Source organism: Bacillus sp. Medicinal_06 (assembly GCF_056711665.1).
Genome location: NZ_JBWYHD010000012.1, coordinates 1 through 25808 on the forward strand (window position 1 = coordinate 1; position 25808 = coordinate 25808).

The 25808-nt window shown below is 36.6% G+C and carries 32 protein-coding genes and 6 pseudogenes; 18 read left to right on the forward strand and 20 right to left on the reverse strand.

Annotation, left to right across the window (positions count from 1 at the left end; translation table 11 throughout):
* The coding region (locus AC1M36_RS22555; RefSeq protein ID WP_479846220.1) for a 3D domain-containing protein at window positions 1-181 on the forward strand (181 nt) is incomplete at its 5' end.
* A gap of 90 nt (window positions 182-271) precedes the next feature.
* On the opposite strand, the gene AC1M36_RS22560 is transcribed toward AC1M36_RS22555, so the two are convergent.
* Entirely contained in the window at window positions 272-508 is a 237-nt protein-coding gene (locus AC1M36_RS22560; protein WP_336453193.1) for a hypothetical protein, read from the reverse strand.
* A 329-nt stretch (window positions 509-837) separates the two neighbouring features.
* Between AC1M36_RS22560 and miaA the strand changes: the two genes are divergently transcribed.
* A complete protein-coding gene (miaA, locus tag AC1M36_RS22565) occupies window positions 838-1788 on the forward strand; it encodes a tRNA (adenosine(37)-N6)-dimethylallyltransferase MiaA (RefSeq protein WP_336453121.1) in 951 nt (316 codons plus the stop codon).
* Between the two features lie 25 nt (window positions 1789-1813).
* Entirely contained in the window at window positions 1814-2038 is a 225-nt protein-coding gene (gene hfq / locus AC1M36_RS22570) for an RNA chaperone Hfq (protein ID WP_000813896.1), read from the forward strand.
* Between the two features lie 71 nt (window positions 2039-2109).
* On the opposite strand, the gene AC1M36_RS22575 is transcribed toward hfq, so the two are convergent.
* The 4 genes and pseudogenes from AC1M36_RS22575 to AC1M36_RS22590 form a co-directional block, all read right to left on the reverse strand.
* A complete protein-coding gene (locus AC1M36_RS22575; protein ID WP_336453192.1) occupies window positions 2110-2457 on the reverse strand; it encodes a Gly-Xaa-Xaa repeat protein in 348 nt (115 codons plus the stop codon).
* A 35-nt stretch (window positions 2458-2492) separates the two neighbouring features.
* Window positions 2493-4337 carry a hypothetical protein gene (locus tag AC1M36_RS22580; protein WP_479846221.1) on the reverse strand — a complete coding sequence of 615 codons (1845 nt, stop codon included), beginning with the start codon at window positions 4335-4337 and terminating at the stop codon, window positions 2493-2495.
* 43 nt (window positions 4338-4380) lie between these two features.
* Window positions 4381-4821, reverse strand: a pseudogene (locus tag AC1M36_RS22585) (collagen-like repeat preface domain-containing protein); the annotation flags it as partial.
* 115 nt (window positions 4822-4936) lie between these two features.
* The gene (locus AC1M36_RS22590; protein ID WP_336453119.1) at window positions 4937-5899 is read right to left on the reverse strand and encodes a tyrosine-type recombinase/integrase; all 963 of its coding nucleotides are present in this window, start codon (window positions 5897-5899) and stop codon (window positions 4937-4939) included.
* 119 nt (window positions 5900-6018) lie between these two features.
* Here AC1M36_RS22590 and spoVK point away from each other — a divergent pair, with 119 nt between their 5' ends.
* Window positions 6019-6975, forward strand: coding sequence for a stage V sporulation protein K (spoVK, locus tag AC1M36_RS22595; RefSeq protein ID WP_479846222.1), 957 nt, complete (start codon window positions 6019-6021; stop codon window positions 6973-6975).
* A gap of 42 nt (window positions 6976-7017) precedes the next feature.
* On the opposite strand, the gene AC1M36_RS22600 is transcribed toward spoVK, so the two are convergent.
* Both AC1M36_RS22600 and AC1M36_RS22605 read right to left on the reverse strand, forming a co-directional pair.
* Entirely contained in the window at window positions 7018-7152 is a 135-nt protein-coding gene (locus tag AC1M36_RS22600; protein ID WP_001051869.1) for a hypothetical protein, read from the reverse strand.
* Window positions 7153-7400: 248 nt separating this feature from the next.
* The gene (locus AC1M36_RS22605; protein WP_336453117.1) at window positions 7401-8024 is read right to left on the reverse strand and encodes a trimeric intracellular cation channel family protein; all 624 of its coding nucleotides are present in this window, start codon (window positions 8022-8024) and stop codon (window positions 7401-7403) included.
* A 92-nt stretch (window positions 8025-8116) separates the two neighbouring features.
* On the opposite strand from AC1M36_RS22605, the gene hflX reads away from it, so the two are divergent.
* The 4 genes from hflX (at window position 8117) to glnA (ending at window position 12605) form a co-directional block, all read left to right on the forward strand.
* A complete protein-coding gene (hflX, locus tag AC1M36_RS22610) occupies window positions 8117-9394 on the forward strand; it encodes a GTPase HflX (protein WP_336453116.1) in 1278 nt (425 codons plus the stop codon).
* On the forward strand, window positions 9387-10658 hold the full coding sequence (locus AC1M36_RS22615) for a methionine gamma-lyase family protein (protein WP_336453115.1): 1272 nt from the start codon (window positions 9387-9389) through the stop codon (window positions 10656-10658). The genes hflX and AC1M36_RS22615 overlap by 8 nt, the downstream gene beginning before the upstream one ends.
* A gap of 174 nt (window positions 10659-10832) precedes the next feature.
* Entirely contained in the window at window positions 10833-11222 is a 390-nt protein-coding gene (glnR, locus tag AC1M36_RS22620; RefSeq protein ID WP_002014475.1) for a transcriptional repressor GlnR, read from the forward strand.
* Window positions 11223-11270: 48 nt separating this feature from the next.
* Window positions 11271-12605 carry a type I glutamate--ammonia ligase gene (gene glnA / locus AC1M36_RS22625; RefSeq protein ID WP_336453114.1) on the forward strand — a complete coding sequence of 445 codons (1335 nt, stop codon included), beginning with the start codon at window positions 11271-11273 and terminating at the stop codon, window positions 12603-12605.
* Between the two features lie 118 nt (window positions 12606-12723).
* Here the strand turns inward: glnA and AC1M36_RS22630 are convergent.
* The 5 genes and pseudogenes from AC1M36_RS22630 to AC1M36_RS22650 all read right to left on the reverse strand — a co-directional run.
* A pseudogene (locus AC1M36_RS22630) lies at window positions 12724-13080 on the reverse strand (tyrosine-type recombinase/integrase); the annotation flags it as partial.
* 196 nt (window positions 13081-13276) lie between these two features.
* A complete protein-coding gene (locus tag AC1M36_RS22635) occupies window positions 13277-13975 on the reverse strand; it encodes an SMI1/KNR4 family protein (protein WP_431613239.1) in 699 nt (232 codons plus the stop codon).
* 296 nt (window positions 13976-14271) lie between these two features.
* Window positions 14272-14580: a hypothetical protein gene (locus AC1M36_RS22640; RefSeq protein ID WP_431613240.1), complete on the reverse strand. Its 309-nt coding sequence runs from the start codon at window positions 14578-14580 to the stop codon at window positions 14272-14274.
* A 15-nt stretch (window positions 14581-14595) separates the two neighbouring features.
* The gene (locus AC1M36_RS22645) at window positions 14596-14778 is read right to left on the reverse strand and encodes a hypothetical protein (RefSeq protein ID WP_431613241.1); all 183 of its coding nucleotides are present in this window, start codon (window positions 14776-14778) and stop codon (window positions 14596-14598) included.
* A pseudogene (locus tag AC1M36_RS22650) lies at window positions 14771-14857 on the reverse strand (TIGR04197 family type VII secretion effector); the annotation flags it as partial. The pseudogene AC1M36_RS22650 and the gene AC1M36_RS22645, both read right to left, overlap by 8 nt.
* A gap of 290 nt (window positions 14858-15147) precedes the next feature.
* On the opposite strand from AC1M36_RS22650, the pseudogene AC1M36_RS22655 reads away from it, so the two are divergent.
* A pseudogene (locus tag AC1M36_RS22655) lies at window positions 15148-15261 on the forward strand (N-acetylmuramoyl-L-alanine amidase); the annotation flags it as partial.
* Window positions 15262-15469: 208 nt separating this feature from the next.
* On the opposite strand, the gene cdiI reads toward AC1M36_RS22655, so the two are convergent.
* The 5 genes and pseudogenes from cdiI to AC1M36_RS22680 form a co-directional block, all read right to left on the reverse strand.
* Entirely contained in the window at window positions 15470-15850 is a 381-nt protein-coding gene (gene cdiI, locus AC1M36_RS22660) for a ribonuclease toxin immunity protein CdiI (protein WP_431613242.1), read from the reverse strand.
* 27 nt (window positions 15851-15877) lie between these two features.
* Complete coding sequence (locus AC1M36_RS22665) at window positions 15878-16129, reverse strand: CdiA family toxin C-terminal domain-containing protein (RefSeq protein ID WP_479846223.1); 252 nt, start codon at window positions 16127-16129, stop codon at window positions 15878-15880.
* A 201-nt stretch (window positions 16130-16330) separates the two neighbouring features.
* Entirely contained in the window at window positions 16331-16630 is a 300-nt protein-coding gene (locus AC1M36_RS22670) for a contact-dependent growth inhibition system immunity protein (RefSeq protein ID WP_336453110.1), read from the reverse strand.
* A 268-nt stretch (window positions 16631-16898) separates the two neighbouring features.
* Window positions 16899-17261, reverse strand: coding sequence for a hypothetical protein (locus AC1M36_RS22675; RefSeq protein ID WP_336453109.1), 363 nt, complete (start codon window positions 17259-17261; stop codon window positions 16899-16901).
* 31 nt (window positions 17262-17292) lie between these two features.
* Window positions 17293-18054: pseudogene (locus AC1M36_RS22680) on the reverse strand (cytoplasmic protein); the annotation flags it as partial.
* 310 nt (window positions 18055-18364) lie between these two features.
* Between AC1M36_RS22680 and AC1M36_RS22685 the strand changes: the two are divergent.
* Complete coding sequence (locus tag AC1M36_RS22685; RefSeq protein ID WP_336453108.1) at window positions 18365-19336, forward strand: glycoside hydrolase family 25 protein; 972 nt, start codon at window positions 18365-18367, stop codon at window positions 19334-19336.
* A gap of 50 nt (window positions 19337-19386) precedes the next feature.
* On the opposite strand, the pseudogene AC1M36_RS22690 reads toward AC1M36_RS22685, so the two are convergent.
* Window positions 19387-19488: pseudogene (locus tag AC1M36_RS22690) on the reverse strand (IS3 family transposase); the annotation flags it as partial.
* Between the two features lie 127 nt (window positions 19489-19615).
* The gene (locus tag AC1M36_RS22695; protein ID WP_336453107.1) at window positions 19616-19795 is read right to left on the reverse strand and encodes a small acid-soluble spore protein H; all 180 of its coding nucleotides are present in this window, start codon (window positions 19793-19795) and stop codon (window positions 19616-19618) included.
* Between the two features lie 164 nt (window positions 19796-19959).
* Between AC1M36_RS22695 and AC1M36_RS22700 the strand changes: the two genes are divergently transcribed.
* From AC1M36_RS22700 to AC1M36_RS22725, 6 genes are all read left to right on the forward strand, one after another.
* The gene (locus tag AC1M36_RS22700) at window positions 19960-20295 is read left to right on the forward strand and encodes a YmaF family protein (protein ID WP_241816275.1); all 336 of its coding nucleotides are present in this window, start codon (window positions 19960-19962) and stop codon (window positions 20293-20295) included.
* Window positions 20296-20464: 169 nt separating this feature from the next.
* Entirely contained in the window at window positions 20465-21376 is a 912-nt protein-coding gene (locus tag AC1M36_RS22705) for a DUF2935 domain-containing protein (protein WP_336453106.1), read from the forward strand.
* Window positions 21377-21657: 281 nt separating this feature from the next.
* The gene (locus tag AC1M36_RS22710) at window positions 21658-22080 is read left to right on the forward strand and encodes a YfmQ family protein (protein ID WP_336453105.1); all 423 of its coding nucleotides are present in this window, start codon (window positions 21658-21660) and stop codon (window positions 22078-22080) included.
* Between the two features lie 325 nt (window positions 22081-22405).
* Window positions 22406-22717: a PadR family transcriptional regulator gene (locus AC1M36_RS22715; RefSeq protein WP_336453104.1), complete on the forward strand. Its 312-nt coding sequence runs from the start codon at window positions 22406-22408 to the stop codon at window positions 22715-22717.
* 4 nt (window positions 22718-22721) lie between these two features.
* On the forward strand, window positions 22722-23264 hold the full coding sequence (locus AC1M36_RS22720; protein ID WP_336453103.1) for a DUF1700 domain-containing protein: 543 nt from the start codon (window positions 22722-22724) through the stop codon (window positions 23262-23264).
* Between the two features lie 5 nt (window positions 23265-23269).
* On the forward strand, window positions 23270-24070 hold the full coding sequence (locus AC1M36_RS22725; protein WP_336453102.1) for a DUF4097 family beta strand repeat-containing protein: 801 nt from the start codon (window positions 23270-23272) through the stop codon (window positions 24068-24070).
* Between the two features lie 29 nt (window positions 24071-24099).
* Here the strand turns inward: AC1M36_RS22725 and lexA are convergent, their stop codons facing one another.
* Window positions 24100-24720 (reverse strand): transcriptional repressor LexA, encoded by a 621-nt coding sequence (gene lexA / locus AC1M36_RS22730; protein ID WP_336453101.1) that lies wholly within the window; start codon window positions 24718-24720, stop codon window positions 24100-24102.
* A gap of 142 nt (window positions 24721-24862) precedes the next feature.
* Here lexA and AC1M36_RS22735 point away from each other — a divergent pair, with 142 nt between their 5' ends.
* Entirely contained in the window at window positions 24863-25519 is a 657-nt protein-coding gene (locus AC1M36_RS22735; protein WP_336453100.1) for a YneB family resolvase-like protein, read from the forward strand.
* A 45-nt stretch (window positions 25520-25564) separates the two neighbouring features.
* On the forward strand, window positions 25565-25804 hold the full coding sequence (locus AC1M36_RS22740) for a DUF896 domain-containing protein (protein ID WP_017151388.1): 240 nt from the start codon (window positions 25565-25567) through the stop codon (window positions 25802-25804).
* Window positions 25805-25808: the final 4 nt, after the last annotated feature.

Consider the following 25808-nt stretch of genomic DNA (forward strand, 5'->3'; position numbering starts at 1 on the left):
TGCTGTTGATCCGAAAGTGATTCCATTAGGATCAAAAGTATGGGTAGAAGGATATGGAGAAGCAATTGCTGGTGACACTGGTGGTGCAATTAAAGGTAACCGTATCGACGTTCTAGTTGGCTCTGACACAGTTGCTAACAAATGGGGACGTAAAACTGTTAAAGTGAAAGTTTTAAAATAACGTTATTGTTGCTAAAAAATACATCCAGTTTTTAAGCATTGAGTGCTGTTTTTTCAGGCTGTTAGGAATTTCCTAACAGCCTTTTGTGAATTAAAATGGATATACAGTTCGTCCTGTAATAATATTATAGGCACTGCAAAATTGAGTTTGTGCATATTGTTTAGTTGGTTCATCTAAAGCTTGGTCTTCCAATAAAGTGTGAAAGGAACGTAGCAAGCAGTTTAAAGCGAAATATAATTCTTCTTGTGAGCAGTTCTTTTCTTTTAATGCTGTTGCTAAAATAAGTTCTTCTGTTAATGTTGAAAAATTTATAGTGGCCTGTCCGATTTTCATTATATCCTCTCCGATCTTACTTTTTTATCATGTATATGTATCGTTGGACAAACTATGTCAATTTTATTTCACTGTTTGTAGGTGGTAAGGCATGTACCTCAAGATTCAGAGAGAGGTGTGAAATATAAAATTCTATAAAATGTTGATTAGTTTGGAATGATAATCGGTGAGGGAAGAAGATATTCCTATTGATTATGGGATTGTCATTTTTATTTTTGAATTTCATTTACCGTATTGAAAGAACTTGCATTATGACTATCAAAATTGGTAAGATTGGATATAATGATTAGATGGATAACATTACATAAAGAGAGTTGAAGTATATGGGAGAACTGCAACGTGAAAAAGTTGCTGTCATCATCGGACCGACTGCGGTAGGAAAGACGAAATTAAGTATTGATCTTGCGAAAGCTTTAAATGGTGAAATCATTAGCGGGGACTCGATGCAAATTTATTGTACGATGGATATCGGGACAGCTAAGGTAACAACGGAAGAAATGGATGGGATTCCGCATTACATGATCGATATAAAAAATCCGGAAGATTCATTTTCTGTGGCGGAATTTCAAGAGCTTGTTAGAGGTCATATTCGAGAGATTACAGAACGCGGAAAACTACCGATTATTGTTGGTGGTACGGGCCTTTATATACAATCGGTTTTATATGACTATCAGTTTACAGATGAAGCTGGAGACCCTGTGTATCGAGAAAAACTGGAGAAATTAGCGACAGAACATGGTGTAGAATATGTACATAAGAAACTGCAATCGGTGGATCCAGAAAGTGCGAATCGAATACATGAAAACAATGTAAGGCGTGTTATCCGTGCATTGGAAATTTTTCATACGACAGGGCAAAAAATGAGTGATCAACTTGAAAAACAGGAAAATAAGTTGCTATATGATGTTTCGTTAATCGGCTTGACGATGGATCGTGAAATGTTATATGATCGCATCAACTTGCGTGTCAATCTTATGGTCGAACAAGGTTTGTTGCAAGAGGTAAAAGCCTTGTATGAAAGTGGTGTTCGGGACTGCCAATCAATCCAAGCGATTGGTTATAAAGAATTATATAGTTATTTTGAAGGTCAAGTTTCGCTGGAAGAAGCGATAGCTCAATTGAAAACAAATTCACGACGCTATGCAAAACGTCAACTAACATGGTTCCGTAATAAAATGGATGTCTCGTGGTTTGATGTGACCGAAGGCGAAAAAACAGCAGAAATTTTGCGGTACATAGAAGGAAAACTACAACTAAAGTCGAATAATAAGTAAGTAGAGAAAAAGAGGAGGATTCGACATGAAGCAATCAATCAATATTCAAGATCAGTTTTTAAATCAACTCCGTAAAGAAAATACGTTTGTGACGCTGTACTTATTAAATGGTTTCCAGCTTCGTGGATTGATTAAAGGTTTTGATAACTTTACAGTATTATTGGAAACAGAAGGTAAGCAACAGCTTATTTATAAACACGCTATTTCTACATTTGTTCCACAAAAAAATGTTTCAATTGAACTAGAGTAGCAAGGAAATGTACATAACAAAAAAGAGCGAGAGATTCGCTCTTTTTTTATTTATGTGTTTTTAGACATCCTCTAATGAATACGGAAGATAGTGAGTCTAACAGTGGTATCACCTGTAGCGGGAATAGTGATTGTATTAGTAGTAGATTGAATGGCAATTGTAGTTCGTGCTTTTAAAGTCTCGATGGTTGAAAATGTAATTGAGCTCCCAATTGCGTTTGCTGAAAAGTTATCTGAAGGTATATTGCCATTAATGGAAATACCAAAGCCGAAGGGAGCTGATCCTGAAAATATTGTTGAAGCTGAAAAGTCAATGATATAAACACCATCTTCAAGGATTGTAATTGTATCTGTTGCATTGAAATGTATGTTATTTATGTTTGATGTAAGGTTAAACTGTATGTTTTGATTAGGTTCTATAACTTGTGGAAGTGTACTTTTTAGTACAGCTGTAGTTACCGGAAAGCTAAACCCCTGAAGTCCACGCTCGCCCTGAGGTCCACGCTCGCCCTGAGGTCCTTGCTCGCCCTGAGGTCCTTGCTCGCCTTGAGGTCCACGCTCGCCTTGAGGTCCTTGCTCGCCTTGAGGCCCTTGCTCGCCCTGAGGTCCACGCTCGCCCTGAGGCCCTTGCTCGCCTTGAGGTCCTTGCTCGCCTTGAGGCCCTTGTTCGCCCTGAATTCCACGCTCGCCCTGAGGTCCTTGCTTGCCTTGAGGTCCACGCTCCCCTTGCTCGCCTTGAATTCCTTGTTCGCCTTGAGGTCCACGTTTGCCTTGAGGTCCTTGCTCGCCTTGAATCCCTTGTTTGCCCTGAGGTCCACGCTTACCTTGAACTCCTTGTTCGCCCTGAGGCCCTTGCTCGCCTTGAGGTCCACGCTCGCCCTGAGGCCCTTGTTCGCCTTGGGGTCCTTGTTCGCCCTGAGGTCCTTGTTCGCCTTGAATTCCTTGCTCGCCTTGAATTCCTTGCTCGCCTTGAATTCCTTGTTCGCCCTGAGGCCCTTGCTCGCCTTGAGGTCCACGCTCGCCCTGAGGTCCTTGTTCGCCTTGAGGTCCTTGCTCGCCTTGGGGTCCTTGTTCGCCTTGGGGCCCTTGCTCGCCTTGGGGTCCTTGTTCGCCTTGGGGCCCTTGCTCACCTTGAGGTCCACGCTCGCCTTGAATTCCTTGTTCGCCTTGAGGTCCTTGCTCGCCTTGAATTCCTTGTTCGCCTTGAGGTCCTTGCTCGCCTTGAATTCCTTGTTCGCCTTGAGGGCCTTGTTCGCCCTGAGGTCCTTGCTCGCCTTGAATTCCTTGTTCGCCCTGAGGCCCTTGTTCGCCCTGAGGTCCTTGCTCGCCTTGAATTCCTTGTTCGCCCTGAGGCCCTTGTTCGCCTTGAATTCCTTGTTCGCCCTGAGGTCCTTGCTCGCCTTGAGGTCCACGCTCGCCTTGAATTCCTTGTTCGCCCTGAGGCCCTTGCTCGCCTTGAGGTCCACGCTCGCCTTGAATTCCTTGTTCGCCTTGAGGTCCTTGCTCGCCTTGAATTCCTTGTTCGCCTTGAGGCCCTTGTTCGCCTTGAGGTCCACGCTCGCCTTGAATTCCTTGTTCGCCTTGAGGTCCTTGCTCGCCTTGAATTCCTTGTTCGCCTTGAGGTCCACGTTCACCTTGAATTCCTTGTTCGCCTTGAGGTCCTTGTTCGCCTTGAATTCCTTGTTCGCCCTGAGGCCCTTGCTCGCCTTGAATTCCTTGTTCGCCCTGAGGCCCTTGCTCGCCTTGAGGTCCACGCTCGCCTTGAATTCCTTGTTCGCCTTGAGGTCCACGCTCCCCCTGAATTCCTTGTTCGCCTTGAGGTCCACGTTCACCTTGAATTCCTTGTTCGCCTTGAGGTCCTTGTTCGCCTTGAGGTCCTTGTTCGCCTTGAATTCCTTGTTCGCCCTGAGAGCCTTGTTCGCCTTGAGGTCCACGTTCGCCTTGAATTCCTTGTTCGCCTTGAGGTCCTTGTTCGCCTTGAGGTCCACGTTCGCCTTGAATTCCTTGTTCGCCTTGAATTCCTTGTTCGCCTTGAATTCCTTGTTCGCCTTGAATTCCTTGTTCGCCCTGAGGTCCTTGCTCGCCTTGAGGTCCTTGCTCGCCCTGAGGTCCTTGCTCGCCTTGAGGTCCTTGCTCGCCTTGAGGTCCTTGTTCGCCTTGAGGTCCACGTTCGCCTTGGGGCCCTTGCTCACCTTGAGGCCCATATTCGCCTTGAGGTCCACGTTCGCCTTGGGGCCCTTGCTCACCTTGAGGCCCATATTCGCCTTGAGGTCCACGTTCGCCTTGAATTCCTTGTTCACCTTGAGGCCCAATCATTCCAACTGGTGCAATTTGTAGTAAGGTAATTTGTAAATTCTTTATTTGTTCGATGATTTTTTGGGACATATGATGATTAAGTCTAAATAACTTAGTGATATACAGTGAAAAGTTGAGTAAGTTTTGTAATTCAATATAAGTTGCATTTGCTACAAAAGGTTCATTATCTAAAATCGTCATTAAATTTTCGGCAATTGCAATACCAGTTTCTCGTTGTGTTAGTGATAAGTTTAAACGTTCCAGGAACCCTTTTATTATTTCTAATAGGTTAGTAAGTTCTTTTATGTTAGAATGTGTTGGATTAGAAAATACAATCGGAATAATATCAGTTAAATCGCTTAAGGTATCAGAAAAAAGATTCGCGTATAATTCAGGGATAGGGGTATAATGGACAGCTGGAATACGGCGAGGTTGTGTTGGGAAATAAGGTTTTGAACTCTTTTTCGAAGTATCGTTAAAGTGTGACATTAAAATGCTCCTTTCTAATGGGGATGGTTAAAAACCTATCATAGTAGATGCAAGTTAAATGTAAAAAGGAATAGGGAAACGGGCTGTTTATATAAAAAATAGTAAAAACGCCTATTTATGAGGCGTTTTCTTTTTGTTTTGCATATTGATAATACCTTTTTAAGGAAATTTTCGATTTAAAACCAACACGTTTCATAATTTCTTGTTCTGGGGTGTGTTGTTCAATTAATCGTAAAATAAAGGTATTTCGAAAATGTTGACTGGAAATTCCTTTACGTAAATTTGCTCTAGCTACCTCAAGGCGAATCATTTTTTGGACTGCTATTTCTGTTAATGCTTTTGGAGCATCATTTTCGTACACCCACCGATATGTATTACGATTGAAATCGAATGCTACAAACAGCGGGTCATCACTATGGTATTTGGGACGAACTGGCTCAGGAATTGTTTTGTAATAATTATATAGTTGCTTTTTGTCTTCGTCAGTCAATTGAATGGTTCTTTCAACACCTGCTACTGCTGGAATGGAAATTGTATTCGTTTCAAAATGAACGTGATGCATATTTAATGATACAAGTTCTTGTAGGGATAGGCCGTAATCGATGAGTAAATTAACAATAGAAATATTACGATCCATTAGTAATGGACGGACAGGGCGTTGTTTCTCTGATAATCCCTCTAATGAGGTTAGAATATGTTTTAAGCGTTTTTCATCATCTTTTGAAATGAAGTCCTCATCACGTAACGCGCGATTAGGTTGGATGACGAGTTCCATGTCTTTTAATGGGTTTGGGAGATTTAAAAACTGGTATAGTCTATTTAAGACAATAAATACACGGTGCATTGTTTTTTCAGAGTAATGTCGTTTCTTTTTTAAGTCGGAAAAATAATCTTCGTAGTCTTTTGTACAAAGTGTATCCCATATATTACTAGAGGAAAGTTTTTTGTTTTTTTCTAACCAATGCCCGAAATCTTCAATATCATAGACGTAACGTTTGATAGTTGAAGGTTTTCGACCTTGATTTAATAAAAAGGAAGAAAAAGCTTGTACTGTATCGTGAAGTTCCCGTGTTTCCATATTCCCACCACCCTGTTTTTTCTTATATTATAGCAAATTTTTTCTGAAAATAGTTATTTGTAGGGGAAGTGGAAATATTAATAATATTATTTGGTGAGTTGATAAAAAGAGGTGATTGTATGGAACAATCGATGCGAAAGAAAAATAATAATCAAATTAATATCGTGTTAAATCACCGAAAAAAAATTTCAGTACCTGCTACAGAAAATAAATCGGTAATTTCACAGGAAACGTCTACGAAGCATGAGATGCTACAGCGAATCGAAGAGGAAATGGGTAAACTTGTTGGAATGGACGATATAAAAAAAATAATAAAAGAAATTTATGCATGGATTTATGTGAATAAGAAAAGACAAGAAATTGGTTTAAAATCAGAAAAGCAAGTGCTTCATATGTTATTTAAGGGGAATCCAGGAACGGGAAAAACAACTGTTGCAAGAATGATTGGGAAATTATTATTTGAAATGAACATTTTATCAAAAGGGCATTTGGTCGAGGTGGAACGTGCAGATCTCGTGGGAGAATATATTGGGCATACAGCACAAAAAACAAGAGATTTAATTAAAAAAGCTATGGGAGGAATATTGTTCATTGATGAAGCGTATTCACTAGCACGTGGTGGAGAGAAAGACTTTGGAAAAGAAGCGATTGATACGCTTGTCAAACATATGGAAGATAAGCAACATGGATTTGTGTTGATTTTAGCTGGATATTCAAGAGAGATGAATCATTTTCTTTCTTTAAATCCAGGTTTACAATCGCGTTTTCCGTTTATTATTGAATTTACGGATTATACAGTGAATGAGTTACTCGAAATTGGAAAGAGAATGTATGATGAAAGAGAATATCAGTTATCAAAAGAGGCGGAGTGGAAATTCCGTGATCATTTACATGCGGTGAAATACTCTTCGCAAATTACATCATTTAGTAATGGGCGCTATGTCCGAAATATTGTTGAGAAATCTATTCGGACACAAGCGATGCGCTTATTGCAAGAGGATGCATACGATAAGTATGATTTAATTGGGATATCAAGCAGTGATTTAACGCTTGAAGAAGAGACGCACAGTTCATAAACTGTGCGTTTATTTTGTATGGAAAATGTAATGCATCATGTTTTATTTTGTATTTTTTGTTTTTGCTCGTTGTTCTAATTTGCTTTTGGGGCTTGTATCAGCTACATCTGATGCAAGTCCTTGTGGATTAACGCTACTACTTTGTCCGCGGTTGCGGTTATTATTTCCTTTTGCCATTCTTTATCACCTCTATTCTTCTTTAGCTTTTTGTTGATATGCCCTATGATATCGCTCCATCTTTTTGCTTTTTTCATGGGCGGATTTTGGATCGAAGCTAATTTGGTTGATTGAACTTTTTTGAGCTCCTTTATTTACGTGGTTTGTCACTATGTTCACCTCTCTTTAAGATTTAGTATGGACACTATAGACAGAAAAACACGTTAGAAAAGAAAAAAACCTTTACGACCTGTAAAGGGATGAAGTTGCTATTTATGAAGAGAACGCTCCTTGTTATCTAAGCGTCTGTGTGGTAAATGCCATTTGTAATGAATAGAGATCATACGGAAGCAAACAATTAAAATGAATAAACTGTACAAAGCCCAATCGCTAACAACGATTTTGGCACCGATTAAAAATCCTGCTAAAATCGTCCAAAATGCATATACTTCGGCGCGAAGGACAAGAGGTTTACGGCGTGCTAATAAATCACGAATGATACCGCCTCCAATTCCTGTTAAAACAGATGCGACAATGGTAGCGCTAATAGGTAAGTTGAGCTTTTGTGCATAAAGCGCTCCTTGTACAGCGAATGCCGATAAGCCGATGGCATCCGTAATGTTCTCCCAGCGTTTCCAATGTGTAATTAATTTATTTGGAAATAGAAAGATAATCGTCATTGACAAGAGTGCGATTTGAAATAACATGTCTTGTTGCCAAAAAGCGACGATTGGATAACCGATTAATAAGTTGCGAAGGGCACCTCCCCCAAATGCGGTTGCCATTCCTAAAATATATACCCCAAAAATATCGTAATCTTCTTCCATTGCAACAATCGCTCCGCTAAGTGCGAAGGCAATTGTACCAATGATGCTAAAAATCTCCCATGCCATGAATTTTCTCCCCCGCTAACTAGATGAAATGTGCTTCCTCTGCTATTATATTAGAAGGTTTAAATTTCGAAAAGGATGAGTGAATATATTTGATGGAAGAAAAAGAAAAAGTCATATTAGTTGGCTGTCAATTGCCGCAAGATGATGATGAGCGGTTTATGCATTCCATGAAAGAGCTTGCGTCGCTTGCGAAGACAGCTCGTGCGGAGGTTTTGGTATCTACAACGCAAAAACGTCCTAAGTTTCATCCTGCTACATACATAGGTAAGGGGAAATTAGAAGAACTTGCAGCGCTGACGGAAGAATTAGAACCGGCAGTTATTATATTTAATAATGAGTTAACACCTAGTCAAATTCGTAATTTATCTTCTGTATTAGATGCAAGGGTAATTGATCGAACGCAACTGATATTGGATATTTTTGCTCAACGTGCGAAATCAAGAGAGGGGAAGCTTCAAGTTGAATTAGCCCAGCTACAATATACAATGCCGCGTCTTATGGGACAGGGGCTAGCGTTATCGCGTCTTGGTGGCGGGATTGGTACGAGAGGTCCTGGTGAAACGAAGTTGGAAACAGATCGTCGTCATATTCGCTCTCGTATTGATGAAATTAAGAAACAGCTAGCGGTTGTTGTGGAGCACCGGAAAAGGTATCGAGAGCGCCGAAAAGATAACCAAGTATTTCAAGTTGCATTAATCGGATATACGAATGCTGGGAAATCAACGTTGTTTAACAGATTAACAGAAGCCGATACGTTTGAAGAAAATTTGCTGTTTGCGACGTTAGATCCAACGACAAGAAAGATGCAATTGCCTTGTGGATATACTGTATTGCTAACTGATACGGTAGGATTTATTCAAGACTTGCCGACATCATTGATCGCAGCATTTCGCTCTACATTGGAAGAAGCAGGTGAAGCGGATGTGATCTTGCATGTCGTTGATTCTGCAGATCCGAATTATGTAGGTCATGAACAGACGGTGAAAAAATTACTACAAGATCTTGAAATTGATCATATTCCAATTATTACGGTCTACAATAAGAAGGATCAATTACATCAAAATTTTATCCCATTTCCAAAAAGTGATTTTCTTATGACAAGTGCTTTTGAGGAAGTAGATTTATTACACTTGAAAGAATCGGTAGAGATGAAGATGATGGAAGAGATGGAAGCGTATAAGGCTATGATTCCTCCAAGTGAAGGTAGATTACTAACACTTTTAAAAACAGAAACAGTATTAACTAGGATGGAATTCAAAGAAAATGAATTTTTGTATGAATGTACAGGTTATATATTTGCTCATTCACCGTTGAATGGGCAGTTAAAAAGATTTTTACTGGAAAAAGGAGAAGAGAATAAAAATGTTTGATCGTTTGAAAAATGGAGAAAGAATCGCTCCTATTGTAGAAGAAGTAGAAGAACAAATTACAGGTGTACATAACCGCATTGATGCAGTGATTGAAAGTAATCAATTTCGCGTATTAGAAAGTTTTCGTGAGCATAAAATTAGTGATTCACACTTTATCCCAACGACAGGGTATGGCTATGATGATATCGGTCGTGACACATTAGAAAAAGTGTATGCTGACGTATTTGGAGCGGAGACAGGACTTGTTCGTCCACAAATTATTTCAGGTACACATGCGATTTCGACAGCTTTATTTGGTATTTTGCGACCTGGTGACGAGTTGTTATATATAACAGGAAAACCGTATGACACGTTAGAAGAGATTGTTGGTGTGCGTGGTAAAGGTGTTGGTTCTTTTAAAGAATATAACATTGGTTACAATGCTGTACCGTTAACAGTAGAAGGACGAGTTGATTTTAAAGCTGTAGAAGCGGCAATTCATGAAAATACGAAAATGATTGGGATTCAGCGTTCAAAAGGGTATGCGACTCGTCCGTCATTTACAATTACAGAAATTAAAGAGATGATCTCGTTTGTAAAAGAGATTAAGTCAGATGTTGTTGTGTTTGTTGATAACTGCTACGGAGAGTTTGTGGAAGAATTAGAGCCGTGTCACGTTGGAGCAGATTTAATGGCAGGATCGCTTATTAAAAATCCAGGCGGCGGAATTGTGAAAACAGGTGGTTATATTGTTGGGAAAGAGCAGTTTGTAGAAGCTTGTGCGTATCGTTTAACGTCTCCGGGTATTGGAGCAGAAGCAGGTGCGTCTTTATATAGCTTACAAGAAATGTATCAAGGTTTTTTCTTAGCCCCTCATGTTGCTGGTCAAGCCTTAAAAGGAGCGGTCTTTACAGCTGCATTTTTAGAAAAGTTAGGAATGAATACATCGCCAACTTGGAATGCTGCACGAACAGATTTAATTCAGTCTGTCCAATTTGATGACAAGGAGCGCATGGTTGCGTTTTGTCAAGCGATTCAATATGCGTCTCCGATTAATTCACACTTTACACCGTATCCAAACTATATGCCAGGTTATGAAGATGATGTCATCATGGCTGCGGGTACTTTTATTCAAGGTGCAAGTATTGAGCTATCAGCAGACGGTCCAATTCGTCCGCCGTATGTTGCTTATGTACAAGGTGGATTAACGTATTCTCATGTGAAGATTGCAATTTGTTCTGCAATTGATGCGCTGATTGAAAAAAATCTATTAACAATTTCGTAAAAGGGAAGCTGTCGATTTCGGCAGCTTTTTTGTATGGAAGAAGGTATTTATACCATTTTAAGAAGGAATGAAAAAATTATAAAAAAATCATGTAAGAAAAGCTAACATCTGTTGACATTAAACATAACATGATATAGAATGAGAGACAGTTAAGGCGAAGGAGGAACTGAAACAATGAAAGAAGATAGACGTTCTGCCCCGCTGTTTCCTATTGGTATTGTAATGGATTTAACACAACTATCTGCTCGTCAAATTCGCTATTATGAAGAGCACAATTTAATTTTCCCAACCCGTACAAAGGGAAATCGTAGATTGTTTTCATTTAACGATGTAGATAAGTTGTTAGAAATTAAAGATTTGTTAGATCAAGGCTTAAATATGGCTGGTATTAAACAAGTATTGCAAATGAAAGAAAATCAAACAGAAGCAGTGAAAGTAAAAGAAGAAACAAAAGAAATTTCAAAATCTGAGCTTCGTAAAATTCTTCGTGATGAACTGCAACATACAGGCAGATTTAATCGAACTTCATTACGACAAGGTGATATTTCAAGATTTTTTCACTAGGGATAACTGATTCTGAAGGTGTTTAGAGGGACTAAGGAGGAATTTATAATGGCAAAGTACACAAAAGAAGATATTTTCCGTTTAGCGAAAGAAGAGAATGTAAAGTATATCCGTTTACAATTTACGGACCTTTTAGGGATTATTAAAAACGTAGAGATTCCAGTTAGTCAGTTAACAAAAGCTCTAGATAACAAAATGATGTTTGATGGATCTTCAATTGAAGGATTTGTTCGTATTGAAGAGTCTGACATGTACCTATATCCAGACTTAGATACTTGGGTAGTATTCCCTTGGACTGCTGAAAAAGGTAAAGTAGCTCGCTTGATTTGCGATATCTACAATGCTGATGGTACTCCGTTTGAAGGTGACCCACGTAATAACTTAAAACGTATGTTAAAAGAAATGGAAGCACTAGGGTTTACAGAATTCAACCTTGGACCGGAACCAGAATTCTTCTTATTCAAAGTTGACGAAAAAGGAAATCCAACATTAGAACTAAACGATAACGGTGGATACTTCGACCTTGCGCCGATGGATCTAGGGGAAAACTGTCGTCGTGATATCGTTCTTGAACTTGAAGAAATGGGCTTTGAAATTGAAGCATCTCACCATGAAGTTGCTCCAGGGCAACACGAAATTGATTTCAAATATGCAAATGCACTTCGTTCATGTGATGATATTCAAACATTTAAGCTTGTTGTTAAAACAATTGCTCGTAAACACGGCTTACATGCAACGTTTATGCCAAAACCATTATTCGGTGTGAACGGTTCTGGTATGCACTGTAACTTGTCATTATTTAAAAATGGAGAAAACGTATTCTATGATCAAAACGGTGAATTACAATTAAGTGATGATGCACGCCACTTCATCGCTGGTATCCTAAACCACGCACCAGCATTTACAGCGGTAGCTAACCCAACTGTAAACTCTTACAAACGTTTAGTACCTGGATACGAAGCACCTTGTTATGTAGCGTGGTCTGCACAAAACCGTAGCCCGTTAGTACGTATTCCAGCATCTCGCGGTATTAGTACACGTGTAGAAGTACGTAGTGTTGACCCAGCTGCAAACCCATATTTAGTAATGGCAACATTATTAGCAGCAGGTCTTGACGGAATTAAAAATAAATTAACTCCGCCAGCTGCAGTAGATCGTAACATCTATGTAATGACAAAAGAAGAGCGTGAAGAAGCAGGTATTGTTGACTTACCAGCAACGTTAGCGCAAGCATTAGTTACATTACAATCTGATGAAGTGGTATGTGGCGCATTAGGCGAACACTTACTTGAGCACTTCATCGAAGCGAAAGAAATTGAGTGGGATATGTTCCGCACGCAAGTTCACCAATGGGAACGCGATCAATATATGACTCTTTACTAAGAGTGTAAAGCCTTGATACTACTGGTATCAAGGCTTTTTTATTTTAGTGTAAAAAACAACGAGTTCATTATAAAATGAAAAGCAGCCGCAAAACAGCCACAAAAAATCCAAAAAAATTTTATCCTAATACATCATTCATATATTCTTCGAATTCAGAAATAGAATCCTTGTGTATCTTATCGCTAATATGAGAATACACATTAGAAGTAATCTCGATACTTTTGTGTCCTAATCTATCTTGAATGAATTTCATACTTGCACCGGAGTCTAATAAAAGAACCGCGTGGGTGTGTCGGAGTGAATGGATTTCTAATCTAGGCAGATTTGCTTTTTTTAGTATGCGTGAAAATGCATTGAACAATGTTGACTTCGGTAAGAACTTTCCATCAACTCTTGAAAATACTAAGTCTAATTCATGTTCATATGCTTCTTGTAAAACAAGCTTATTGGCATTCTGCCACTTTTTATGTGCCAAAGGAAAAAGCTACCTCTTAAAATGAACTGCACCTCCGGTTGTTAGACACAGCCTAACAATCGGAGGTACAGTTCAGAGGAGCTGGCGTTTTTAGTTTAAACTAGTTTATTCATTATTGAGTAGGATGACTTATGTTTAAAAAGATTACACAATAAATTCAAGTTGTTCTAGAAAATCTATATTATCCTTATTTAAACTAAGCCTCAAATCCAATTACTATCCATTCATCAACTAGGTCCCAAAAATTAATATTATATCTAGGCTCTTTATTCGTCCACCATAAAGTCGCATTATCATTATTAGAATTCTTATAATCTACTGCAACATAACCACCCATACCATTTGTGAAGAAACCAAAAGTAGTTTGTAAGTCAATTTGTAAAGGCTCTTCTAACTCTTCGATAATACCCCATTCATCATCATCAAAAAAAGTTACATTTTCTAAAGGAACTAAACCCATAGATTGGCTCGCATAATAATAGAAACCATTATGAACAGCTTGATAAAAATTTCGTATTGTTGAAGGAAACTTATCCCAGGATTTTTCTAATTCTTCATTATTAAACTCATCTTTGGGATTTCTTCCCTCATAATATCGAATTTCACCATTATCTGTTTTAATAGTGTATAAAATCGAATATCTACCGTTTATATCCATGAGCTCTACTTCTTCAAGATGCTTAGACAAATAAGAAATAGTGTTTCTTAATTCCACTCCTACGTGCTCTTTCCATATCGATAAAATAATCTCAATTCTCTTGTCTACGTTTTCTTCTTGAAACAATTCATACCATGAATTTGGTATTTTCCCACAATCAAGTTTATTAATTTCATGGCATGATATAAGTTGTGGGTTTCTTTCATATTTTCTTAAATATTCAAGTTTTTGTTCCATACTACTATGTCATCTCCTTTATTTATCTATATCCTTTTTTATTTTCTTCAGCAAAATCATCAATTTGTTTTTGTAATTTCATTTCTAATTCTTTTTCTTTCCTTATCATTTCTTCTCTAAACTTAGGGTCAAATTCAATATTTTCTTTCTTATAAAAGGTAAAACATATTATGTAACTTCGAATGAAGCCTATGTAAACGTCTATTAACCTAGCAACAGCATGAAAAAGAAACCGATTCCTACTAAAGAGTCGGTTTCTTAGAATTATTATGTCAAATGTTTAATGATGATAAATATTACACGATAAACTCAAAATATTCCGAAAAGTAAATGTTATTCATGTTTTCTATACCACCATTTTCTTCTATGTGAACATATATTTTGTGAATGCATTTATATAATAAGGAAATATGTTTCTCAGGCATATCATCTAGTAAAATAAATGCTTCATTACGGCTAGTTGCATTCTTTACAACTTTAAAATTCCATCTACTATAAAGCTCTGGATTTAACATACAAGATTCCGTATCTGGACCGAAACTGTAAATTACATTTTCTTTATCCTCATTCTCTTTCATTATTGCTATTAGTGGATATCTCCCCATTTTTCTCAGCACTCCTTAATCAAAAACTTTATCAAGAGGAATTTTTAAATGCTCATCAAAAGGTATCATTGGTTCGACTTCAGGTGAATCCCATGGACGTCCTGAATCAACTGTCTTACGATGTGCTGTTACATAATCAGTTTTAAAAATTCCTTCAAATCGAGATTCAAAGTATTCATGTTTAAGTAATTGTTGCAATTTGGATTGTATCCGAAGCATTTCTCATCTGCGTAGCGATTTGTTGTGCCGCTTGAAAATTACTTTGAAATTGTCCCATCGCATAAACCCTTTCTATATTTCTATGAACGTATTAAGGAGGGGAGTGCCTAGTATGTATGTCCATTATCCTACTGTTCTTCATAGGAATCCTCCTGGAAAAATATTACGGATTTAATTATAACAATAATTGGATATGTTTTCCTTAAAAAATTCCTTTTTATAACATGTGTGTATTTACAATCTTCAGTTGAGAGCGGAGAGTTCATAATGAGAGAAAGGGCTTTGCCAGGAATGAAATGATAGATAAAGAGATTAGATATGGCTTGAATAGTAGAGATGAGTATAGTATTTATAATCGATGCAAAAGTAACTGTAAATGGATCATCGCAATACAAAGTACACAACATTAAGGGCAAAACATACTATATTACTGCAAATGAAGCTTATGTATATGTGAAGTAAGAGTTGCAAAAGAGTATCCACTTAAATAATAATTTTTAATTTAAATCCACAAAAGAGATCTCGAATGTGAGGTCTCTTTTGTGGATTATTCTCCATTTGTAACGTTCTCTTATTCGTGTCTAATTTTTTTGGTTCACTTCATGCTGTTTATTATGGTTTGGCTTTTATAACATTTTACAATGATTTTGGTGGAAGTTATAAATAGTCTCTACCTATTAATATTGTATAATTCAATAAATTTGTTAAGACTGTCTTCTAATCTTTTAATTGTGTTTGGATACTTTTTTGAATAACCCTCACACATTTTTTTCAAATAATGATAAAGTGTTTGATAATCAATTATTATCTCATCACCACTGTATAATGCAAATTCTACACCTTCAAATGAATCTCCATTGGCAATATCATACTCATCCAAATCTCCTGGAAAAGTACATGCGCCATATTCCTCTCCAAATCCTACTCCTTCACAAACTGAATTTATTACTCTTAAAAATCTTTCATCATCCACCATATTAAACACTGCTTGTATAGGGAAATGAGTTGAATCTAGTAAATCCTCATCTTTTAATCTAAATTCTCTTTGCATACATATTTATCCTCGTATCTCTTTAATTTATTCTGGAAAAAAAGAAGAGATTTCTCTATCTTTATGGTATCCTCTCCAAGTTATCCCTTTACTGTCAACACCTGTCCATTCTCTTGAAAGAACTCCATCACTAGTTTTTAATTTAGCGTCACTAGCTGCTTCAATTCCACGGCTGACAAATTCCTTATCACTTATAATTTTAGGATCATAAATGGTTTTTGTGAATACTTTATTTCCATACTCTCCTGTAGGAGTGCTATCCATATTTAGCTTAGGCATATTGTATTCTACTGTTTTTACACCTGGAATTTTTGAAGGTGACTCACGGACTATTTTTTATATCGTTTTTAAAGAACTCTTCACTGTTGTGTGCTCCACCAATACCTCTCCTTCTTGGAACAGCTGGGACTATGTTTTTAATGTGAATGTTCGTTAATTTAACAAAAAAGACCGCCTTTTACGGGCGGTCGATTTTTCTTATTAAGTGTTTTTTAATGCTTGTTTTAGCGTTTTACCTATTTGTTCAAGCCATTCTAATGGTGTTATTTCTAATCCTTCAAAATATATTCCATCTGCAGAAAACTGTATGTACTCATTTTTTTCTTTATCACTATAATCACTTTGAATAAATTCAGCTAGAAAAATAATAGCGTCTTGTAAATATTCCGTACTTTCTTCTTGAAGTAACTCTTGGAGTGCTTCTTCATAAAATGTATCTTGATGAAATGTTGCTGCTAAGAACTGATAAACCGGATCTTCTAGATTTTTTTTTAATAGCATATATTTCTTTCCTCCTATTAGTCAACTGGATAACCTGTTAAAATAAAATTTCTATTGCCGTCTTTTCTGCAAAGGAAGAGTTGCAAAAGAGCATCCACTTAAAGGATGCTCTTTTGTATAATATATTCTTTACAGTTTCCTCATTGATTCTATTTAAGTTACTATACTCATTTATCCAGAAAGTTTGAAAGACATTTATCCAATCAAGGTTATTTAAGAATTATTTATTTTCTTATCTTATCTTATCTAGTTTCAACTAATAATAATTTTATTTCCACAATGTAGAGGTAATTTGTTTTAAATGAAATTCAATATATTCAATAACTTCTTTATAATTATCAGATGTAAATTCGTGAATTGGGTTTTCGCAATCCATGTTTTTCATAATTAAAACTAGGTAATTACCATCGGGGGAAATATCAGGGTTCCAACCGAGATCCAATGTAATCGATGATTTCTCATGATAAAGCTGCAACAAACTTTCAGTAAACATAAACCAGCAATCGTCATCGGGTTCCAAATTTCGCGGATCTATTTCAACAAAATTGTTATAGTTCACTTTCCATCCTTCTGTTATCCTCAAGGGATGAATATTTACTTTAGGAACATCTAACTTAACAGATTTTCTCATAATCATAACCTCTTTCACAATTTCTAGTCACTTAATCTAATTTTCTTAAATATTTATTTAACCTTTCTCCAGCGATTGGATGTCCGTGATACACATTTCCACTTGTAAGTTCTGCTCTAATCCAACTAGTTGGATTACCATTATCATAACCGATAACTTTTCCCGTATCATAAATGAAATAGTAATTATTATTACCATTATCAATTATATGCCCTTTTATCAGTGCTTCTTTTTCTATTACCTTATTATTTGCACTCGGTAAATATTGAGCATGCCTTTTACCTGTTTCACTAAATTTTTTTGCTTCTTCAGAAGTTCTAGCCTTTAGATGTTTATTATCATGAGGAGAGTAATTTGCATTATTTATCTTGGTTCTAAAATCTTTTCTACCATAGTAACTATCATGAGCTATTTCATCATGCTTTTTTGAGATATTAGGTTTAGTAGAACCGGTAGTATTAGTAGCGTTATTAGTCTTTGCAAAATTATAATAGGCTTGATTTAGTTCGCTTTGAGGTATCTTGGTTATGATATTTCCACCAGAGAAAGCAAAAGAAACATCTTTCTTAAAAGATTGTAAAATATCGTTTGCTTGCTTCAAGTCTTTTATTAGCGCTACTCCTTTAGATAATGTACTTGCTCCACCTGCTCCTTTTGTGACGAGGCCTGCTTTACCTAGTCCCTTATCGAGAATTAGACCGATAGCTATTTGTGTTAATCCATAAGTAGTCCATTGCGTACGGCTCTCTGCATCTCCATCTAATATATCTCGTTTCGTAGTACTTGAAAAAGTCAGTGCTAATACGACTTGAATTCTCCGGATTATTATTGGGCAATTGTCACTGGTTTAATTGGATTATTACTGAAGGGTGGAATGTAATATGTCAAAAGAGAATATCAAAAAAAGATTCCGCAACTGGAAAACATGGGTTGCGGTTTTTTTTATTGGTTGGATTCTTATTTACGAGATTTGGTATGCCAGAAGCAAAGAGTTTTTTAGATGAATTAGCGCCTTATTTGTTATCAGTTGGTATCACATTAGGCATTTGATCAGACTATAAAATGAAATCTGAATATACTAATAAAAAAGGAGGTGTTGAATAATGGGTTATATTGTAGACATTTCTAAATGGAATGGCAATATTAACTGGTCAGTTGCGGCTCCACAGCTTGATTGGGTTATTGCCCGTGTACAAGATGGTTCAACCTATGTAGACCCAATGTACAAGTCGTATGTAGCTTCTATGAAGAATCATGGTGTGCCATTTGGGAATTACGCGTTCTGCCGCTTCGTTTCTGTAGAAGATGCGAAAGTAGAGGCAAGGGACTTTTGGAACCGCGGTGATAAATCTGCTACGGTTTGGGTTGCTGATGTAGAAGTGAAAACAATGACTGATATGAGAGCGGGAACACAAGCTTTCATCGATGAGTTACGTCGCTTAGGCGCTAAGAAGGTTGGGTTATATGTCGGCCATCATATGTACAAGCCATTTGGCATGGATAAAGTGAATGTAGACTTTGTATGGATCCCTCGCTACGGTGGAAACAAACCCGCGTATCCATGTGATATTTGGCAATACACTGAAACAGGACATGTTCCTGGCATTGGTAAATGTGATTTGAATCAATTAGTTGGAGATAAACCGCTTTCTTGGTTTACAGGAGAGAATACAAGTAATAACCAACAAAATGGTATTGGTATCGCAGTTTCTAAGTATCCTGTTGGTTATGGAGTTAATCTTTATAACGCACCGGATGGTCATTTTACTGGTGAATCAATTAAAGATAAAACACCATATTTAATTCTTGAAGGTGCTTGGTATGGTGGAGATAAAAACATGCTTTGCTTAGGTTGGGAACAATGGGTTCCACAGGAACATGTTAACGTTCAATGGTTTAAGGCATACTCAAAATATCCCCCTGGATACGGTATTAATACGTATAATGCGCCAAATGGTGATTTCACTGGAAATGTCGATGGATCAATTCCGTATGATATTTATTCCCGTAAAGATGGATGGATTGATCTTGGACAAAGTACATTTGTGAAAGAAGAACATTTTGATATTAGATAAAAGAAAAAGCCGGCTCTTATGAAGTGACCCCAAAAAGTTAGACAGAAAAATTAAGCGGCTGATTGGATATGAGTCCGGTATTGAACTGGACTCATTCCGTTTAACTTTGCTTTAATTCTTTTGTGGTTGTAATAATGAATATAATTCTCTAATTCTACCTTTTTTCTAAAGAAGTTAGGTGGGAGATAGACTGCCCGTAACGGCCCGATTGGTGAGAGCTAATAATCAGTGGGGGATGAGGAAAACCCCCACTGATTAAAGTTTCACTTTATTGTTTGTTTAATGTTCTATTAAATTGGATAAAGGAATTTCCTGTTCATTTTGCGGCTCGCTAAGAGGATAAATTCTAGCTGTTTCGTTATTTTCATCTACATTTTGAATGTAGATTGGAATTCCATTATAGGTTACATTAGCCATAACAGGTGAAGCCGCAATCTCTTGTGCTCGTTGTGTATTCATGATAATGACCTCCTTTTGACTTATAACAATCATAATATTTACTTTGAACTACTTAATTATTCTTATTATTTAATGGTAAGTGAATAGAGAATTAATAGGTATTAATTTTGATTTTAAACATATAAGTGTATAAAGTTTATCTGTATGGACAAGGAGTGAGTAGAATGAACAGGGTAGGGAAAGCTGATTTTGTTTCAGGGTTTGTACCGAATCATAATCATGGATCAGTTGATTATACATCTGTCGATGCGGGCCATGTACATCAATGTTTAGATGTAACCTCTCCACCAATTCAAACGCAGGATGGGCATATACACTATACAGAAGGATATGTAGTATTTGAAGATGGACATACTCATTATTATAAGGCATACTCAGGACCAGCTATTCCAGTTGGAGATGGAATGCATGTGCATTATTACGATTTTTATACAACAGAAGATAATGGACATAAGCATCGTATAAGAGGAGTGGATCAGCCTGCTCCAGGTAATAAATAGGTAAAGGAAAGTTCACATGTCAGCAGAATGTGAGCTTTTTTATTATATATACTGTTTTTAAAAACAGTATATATGGAATTTGAGTTGTTGTTTTTTGGTATAGTAAATATTACTAATTCATATACATAATATAGTATGAATGCTCTTAAGGGCATTAGGGGGGATTTTAATGACTAACGGGCAACAACAACCTATTCCTGGTCACTTTGTTATGGATACACAGCGGGCTATGTTGCTTCCGCCGGAATTGAAAGCTGCACCTTCTGAATCATTAACAGAACAATTATTTATTGAAAGGTCCTTAACTGAAAATCGATTTTGGTTACGGATTATGAAGGAGCATGCGCTCTTTCTTAGTGAAGGGTTTAATCGGAAAGATAAAAATCTAATTCAGCAAGTAGAGCAGTTTTTTCAGCTTTTTGATCGACATTTACAAAAAGCATTCTCTATTCCTCAAACTGTTCAAGCAGTCAGGCAATTAAACGAAGAAAGTATTCAGCTCGTTTATGCTTTTCGTAATTATAAAAGAAACCTTTTAATTTTAATTATTAATTGTAAGGTAAGTGGTTTCAATTTTCCGTTATTAGTAGATCATATTGCACGAGAAGCGGAATATTTTATAAGAACACTTCAGAAATTTAATGAAGGAAAAATGGATCCAATTCAAGATGCGATAATTAGTGAAAATGTGTTTTGGCTAAGAATTATGATGGAGCACTCTCGTTTTATTGCCTCGCTGCTTGATCAATCAGAGCGAAATTTAGTTCATACTGCTTCGAAATTTGGTGATGATTTTGAGGTTCTTCTTGGTCAAGCGAGGGATGTTGAATCTATGTTATATCAGAAACAGCCGACATATCCGATTATTGGAAAATTAAATAAAGATAGTGAAAATGCTACAGTTGAATTGAGGAATTTCAAAAAAGCTGGATTAGAGCTTATCCAAACATGTCAAATTAAAAGTGTAATTAATCCGTTATTAGCTGACCATGTTGTAAGAGAAGCTGAGCATTTCTTATTTATGATTCATGTGTTGGAAGAAAGGTTGAAACAAAAACAGATGCAACAGTCGATGGGATAAGTGCTTTATTATCATGGTAGATACATAATAGAGCCTATAGATTTCGAAGAATTCTATTTAATAGTTTATTTTTTTATCATGAGAAGGTCGGTAATTTCTATTCTAAGGAATTATCGGCCTTTTCTGTATGCTCGCCTTTCTTCATAAATATAGACTGTACGAAAGTGGATGATCCAACTTCGTATCAAGTTTCACACAATATACAAAAAATAACTAATTACACTGTGATAATATTAGTAATGGAATAATATGAATTTAGAACGTAACGGAGATGATAAAATATGACGACGTGGTTTGTAGTTATGTTAATTCTTTTCGGTGCTTTTAAAATAATAGTGGCGAGTATACCAACTTCTGTTGTAGAGTCTATTATTAGTAGATTTGAACTGCATCCGCAACTTAATAATGAGGCTGTTACTGTAACTGTCGATGGAAAACGCTTAGAAGGTGAAGAGAAAATTCAAATTGTTGATTATTTTAACGAAGCGATATTTTTAGAAAAATATTATTTTCCTCCACAAAGCAGTGGGACGCCATTGATCATCGATACTAAGAGGGGAAAAAACGATGTTAGGTTTTCTGTGTACAGTTACGATGATCACGTTGATGTAGTCAAGCAGTATAAGAAGAAAGTAGTCGCGTATAGTCTGCGTTCCAAAAGCCTTCAAAACTATTCTCTTTTAGTAACGGGAAATTTAGCTTAAAGAGATCATTAAAGAAACTGTTTAAACATATTATAAATACTGATAAGTTAATTTTAAAATGATATTACATATGAAACGGTATATTTAGGAGGAGAATTAGGGATATATCTCTGATGTAGTTATGTTAGGACATAACAATCTATAAAAAATATGATTGATCACGGTTTTTCCTGTAGTTAGGGGGGATCGTGATTTTTTAATTAGTTGGGTATAAAATGGTTTTTAATAGACAACAGTACCTTGCAATAAACAATAGTAAATGGTATATTATGGGTAACGCAAGTACCTTGTATTGAGTGGTACTGATTGGAAAGGAGGATTGTCTTTGAACGTCCAGTTTAAAAAAGGTGTGCTAGAGCTGTGTGTACTGGCGCTTGTCAAACGAAAAGATTGCTACGGTTATGAACTCGTTCAGCAAATCTCCAATAAATTTTTAATATCGGAAGGGTCAGTATACCCATTATTACGTCGTTTAACAAAAGAGGGATATTTTCAAACGTATTTAAAAGAATCAACAGAAGGACCACCACGTAAATATTATCAATTAACGACTCAAGGAGAAGCGCAACTTCATTTACTTGTAACGGAGTGGCGTGATTTTGCTAAAGGGGTACAAGAAATTATTGAAGAGGTGTAATGAGATGAACAAAGAACAGTTTCTTCGAGAATTATCGGGACATCTTAGAAAGGTACCAGAAGAAGAAAGACGTGATATTTTATATGATTATGAGGAGCACTTCCAATTTGGATTAGAGGAAGGGAAGACAGAGGCTGAAATTATAAAAGGACTTGGTTCACCAAAAGCAATTGCGAAAGAGATGTTGGCATTATATCGTTTTGATGAGATGAAGAAAGATCCGTCTGCTTCGAATATAACAAGAGCTGTAATGGCGGCAATTGGTCTTAGTTTATTAAACTTTATTATTGTATTAGGACCTTTAATTGCAATCGTAAGTTTTATATTTTCCCTTTGGGTTGGAGGCGCGGTCTCGATTGTGGCGCCATTGCTAGTAGTGATTAAGATACTAACGGGTACATTCTTATGGCTTGATATATTTGTTTCTATTACATTTGTTGGAGTTGGATTATTGTTATGTATAGTTGCTTACTACTGTACAAAAGGGTTTAAAAATTTTTGTGTGGGCTATGTCAATTGGAATCTCAAAATGATTAAAGGGGAATAGATGAGATGAAAAAGATATTGTTAGTAGCTGTCGCTTGTATCATTATTGGAATTATTGGTATATCACAAACATATACAAAAGCAGTAGATGCGGCAGAAAGGGGGAATAAAGAAAAGGTTATTAAAAATGAAGAAATCCGAAATTTGGAAATTGATTTAGATGCTGGAGATGTTACGATTCAAAAAGGAAATGATTCTTCTTTTTATATAAAACAAATAGGAAATATTGCAAAACAAAAAGTGAGTGTTGATGAACAAGGGGATACGCTAAAGGTTCAAGGTAAGATAAAAAAAGGGGTTTCATTCGATTTTTCATTTTTATCTTTCGGGTTTAAAGCGCCAGGGATAATAATCGTTGTTCCGGAACGTTCTTACCAAGATATAAAAGTAAGTTCTTCTGCGGGTGAGATAACAGTAAATGATATAAAAAGTGAACGTGTAGAAGCAACGACGTTTGGTGGAGATGTAGAAATGGAGCGGGTGATAGCGAAGAAAGTAGAAGGGTCTTCAAAAGCAGGAGAAGTTAAAATGAAAAAAGTAAGTGGAAAAGTTGTAGCGAAAACAACAAGTGGAGATGTAGATATTGTAGATCATGATCCTAAATATGATTTAGAGGCAAGTTCAACTGCAGGAGAAGTTGATATTCGATTACTTCAGAAGCCTCAAGATGCGACTATAAGTGGGAAAACATTTGCAGGAGAAGTGGAGATTTTCAAAGAAGAAACGAAAAATGTAACATTAGGAAATGGTAGTGTAAAAATTAGCGGACAAACATCTGCAGGAGACGTTACAATTGAAGCGAATTAAAAAATAGACCAGTTTAACTGGTCTATTTTTTAATGTAAATCGCGGTATACACCGATTACTTTTCCAATAACAGAAACTTTATCTAAAAGGATCGGTTCTAAAGAAGAGTTTTCTGGTTGTAAGCGGAAATGATCTTTTTCTTTGTAAAAACGCTTTACAGTTGCTTCGTTATCTTCTGTTAAAGCAACAACGATTTCCCCGTTGTATGCAGAATGTTGTTGGCGAACAACAACTAAATCTCCGTCCAGAATACCCGCTTCAATCATACTATCTCCAGAGATTCGTAACATAAATACTTGGTCTGCTCCAGCAACAACACTTGCAGGAAGTGGGAAGTGTTCCTCTACACTTTCAACTGCTGTAATCGGTAAGCCTGCTGTAACTTTCCCGACGATAGGAACTTGAACAACTGATTGTGTTTCTGTTTCGATTTTCACTTCTCCTAAAATTTCAATGGCTCTCGGTTTTGTTGGATCACGTCGAATATAACCTTTTTCTTCTAGACGTGATAAATGTCCGTGCACAGTAGAACTAGAAGCAAGGCCAACCGCTTGACCAATTTCGCGTACGGAAGGTGGATAACCTTTTTCTTGTACTTTTAGTTTGATGAAGTCGAGAATGTCTTGCTGGCGTTTTGTTAACTTTTCCATGTTTTTTAACACCTCGTTTTCTTTCAATTTTCTTACTTATAAGTATAACATGCGAAAAAACATTCTACAAACATAAGTTCGAACAAAAAGACGATTTGTGATACACTAAAGGAAAAATCGAAATGAGAAAGAGGGTTTTAAAATGAATGCAATCATTTATGCCCGTGTAAGCACAACGAAAGAAGCGCAGGAAACATCATTATCACGCCAAAAAGATGAATTATTGCATTTAGCTGAGCGGTATCAAATGAATGTTATAAAGGTGATTGAGGAGAAGGCAAGCGGTTATACGATTGAAAGAGACGGTATATTAGAAGTGCTGGACATGATTCGAGATGAAGAGATTGATGTGCTTCTCATTCAAGATGAAACGCGGCTTGGAAGAGGGAATGCAAAGATTGCGTTAATGCACTGTTTACATAAAGAAGGGATCAAAGTATATACACATACGCATAATGGGGAATTACAGCTTTCTGATTCAGATTCTATGGTATTAGATATTATTGGTATAGTTGAAGAGTATCAGAGGAAGATTCATAATTTGAAGATTAAACGTGGAATGCAGAGAGCGGTAGAAAGAGGGTTTCGTCCAGAAAAAAATTTAAAAAATCGTCATTTGAGTACAGGACGTGAAAAGAAAGAAGTGCCGATTGAAGAAATTGTACGTCTTCGTCGTAATGAATTAACATTTGAGGAAATTGCTGCGACGCTTCGTGGTTTTGGACATGATGTATCAAAAGCAACAGTACATCGCAGATACGTGGAATATACGAAGCAATTGCTTGATAAACAAGACTAACTATTGTATGATAATAATCAGTTTTAAGTAGAAAGGGGATTCGAGATGCTAAGTCACGAACTCATTGAACGCATCAATTTCTTAGCGAAAAAAGCAAAAGCTGAAGGATTAACTGAAGAAGAACAACGTGAGCGCCAATCGCTCCGTGAACAATATTTAAAAGGATTTCGTCAAAATATGTTAAACGAATTAAAAGGCATTAAAGTCGTTAACGAAGAAGGTAAAGATATTACACCAGCGAAATTAAAAGCATTAAAAAAACAAGATAATGCAAAGTTAAATTAAAAGA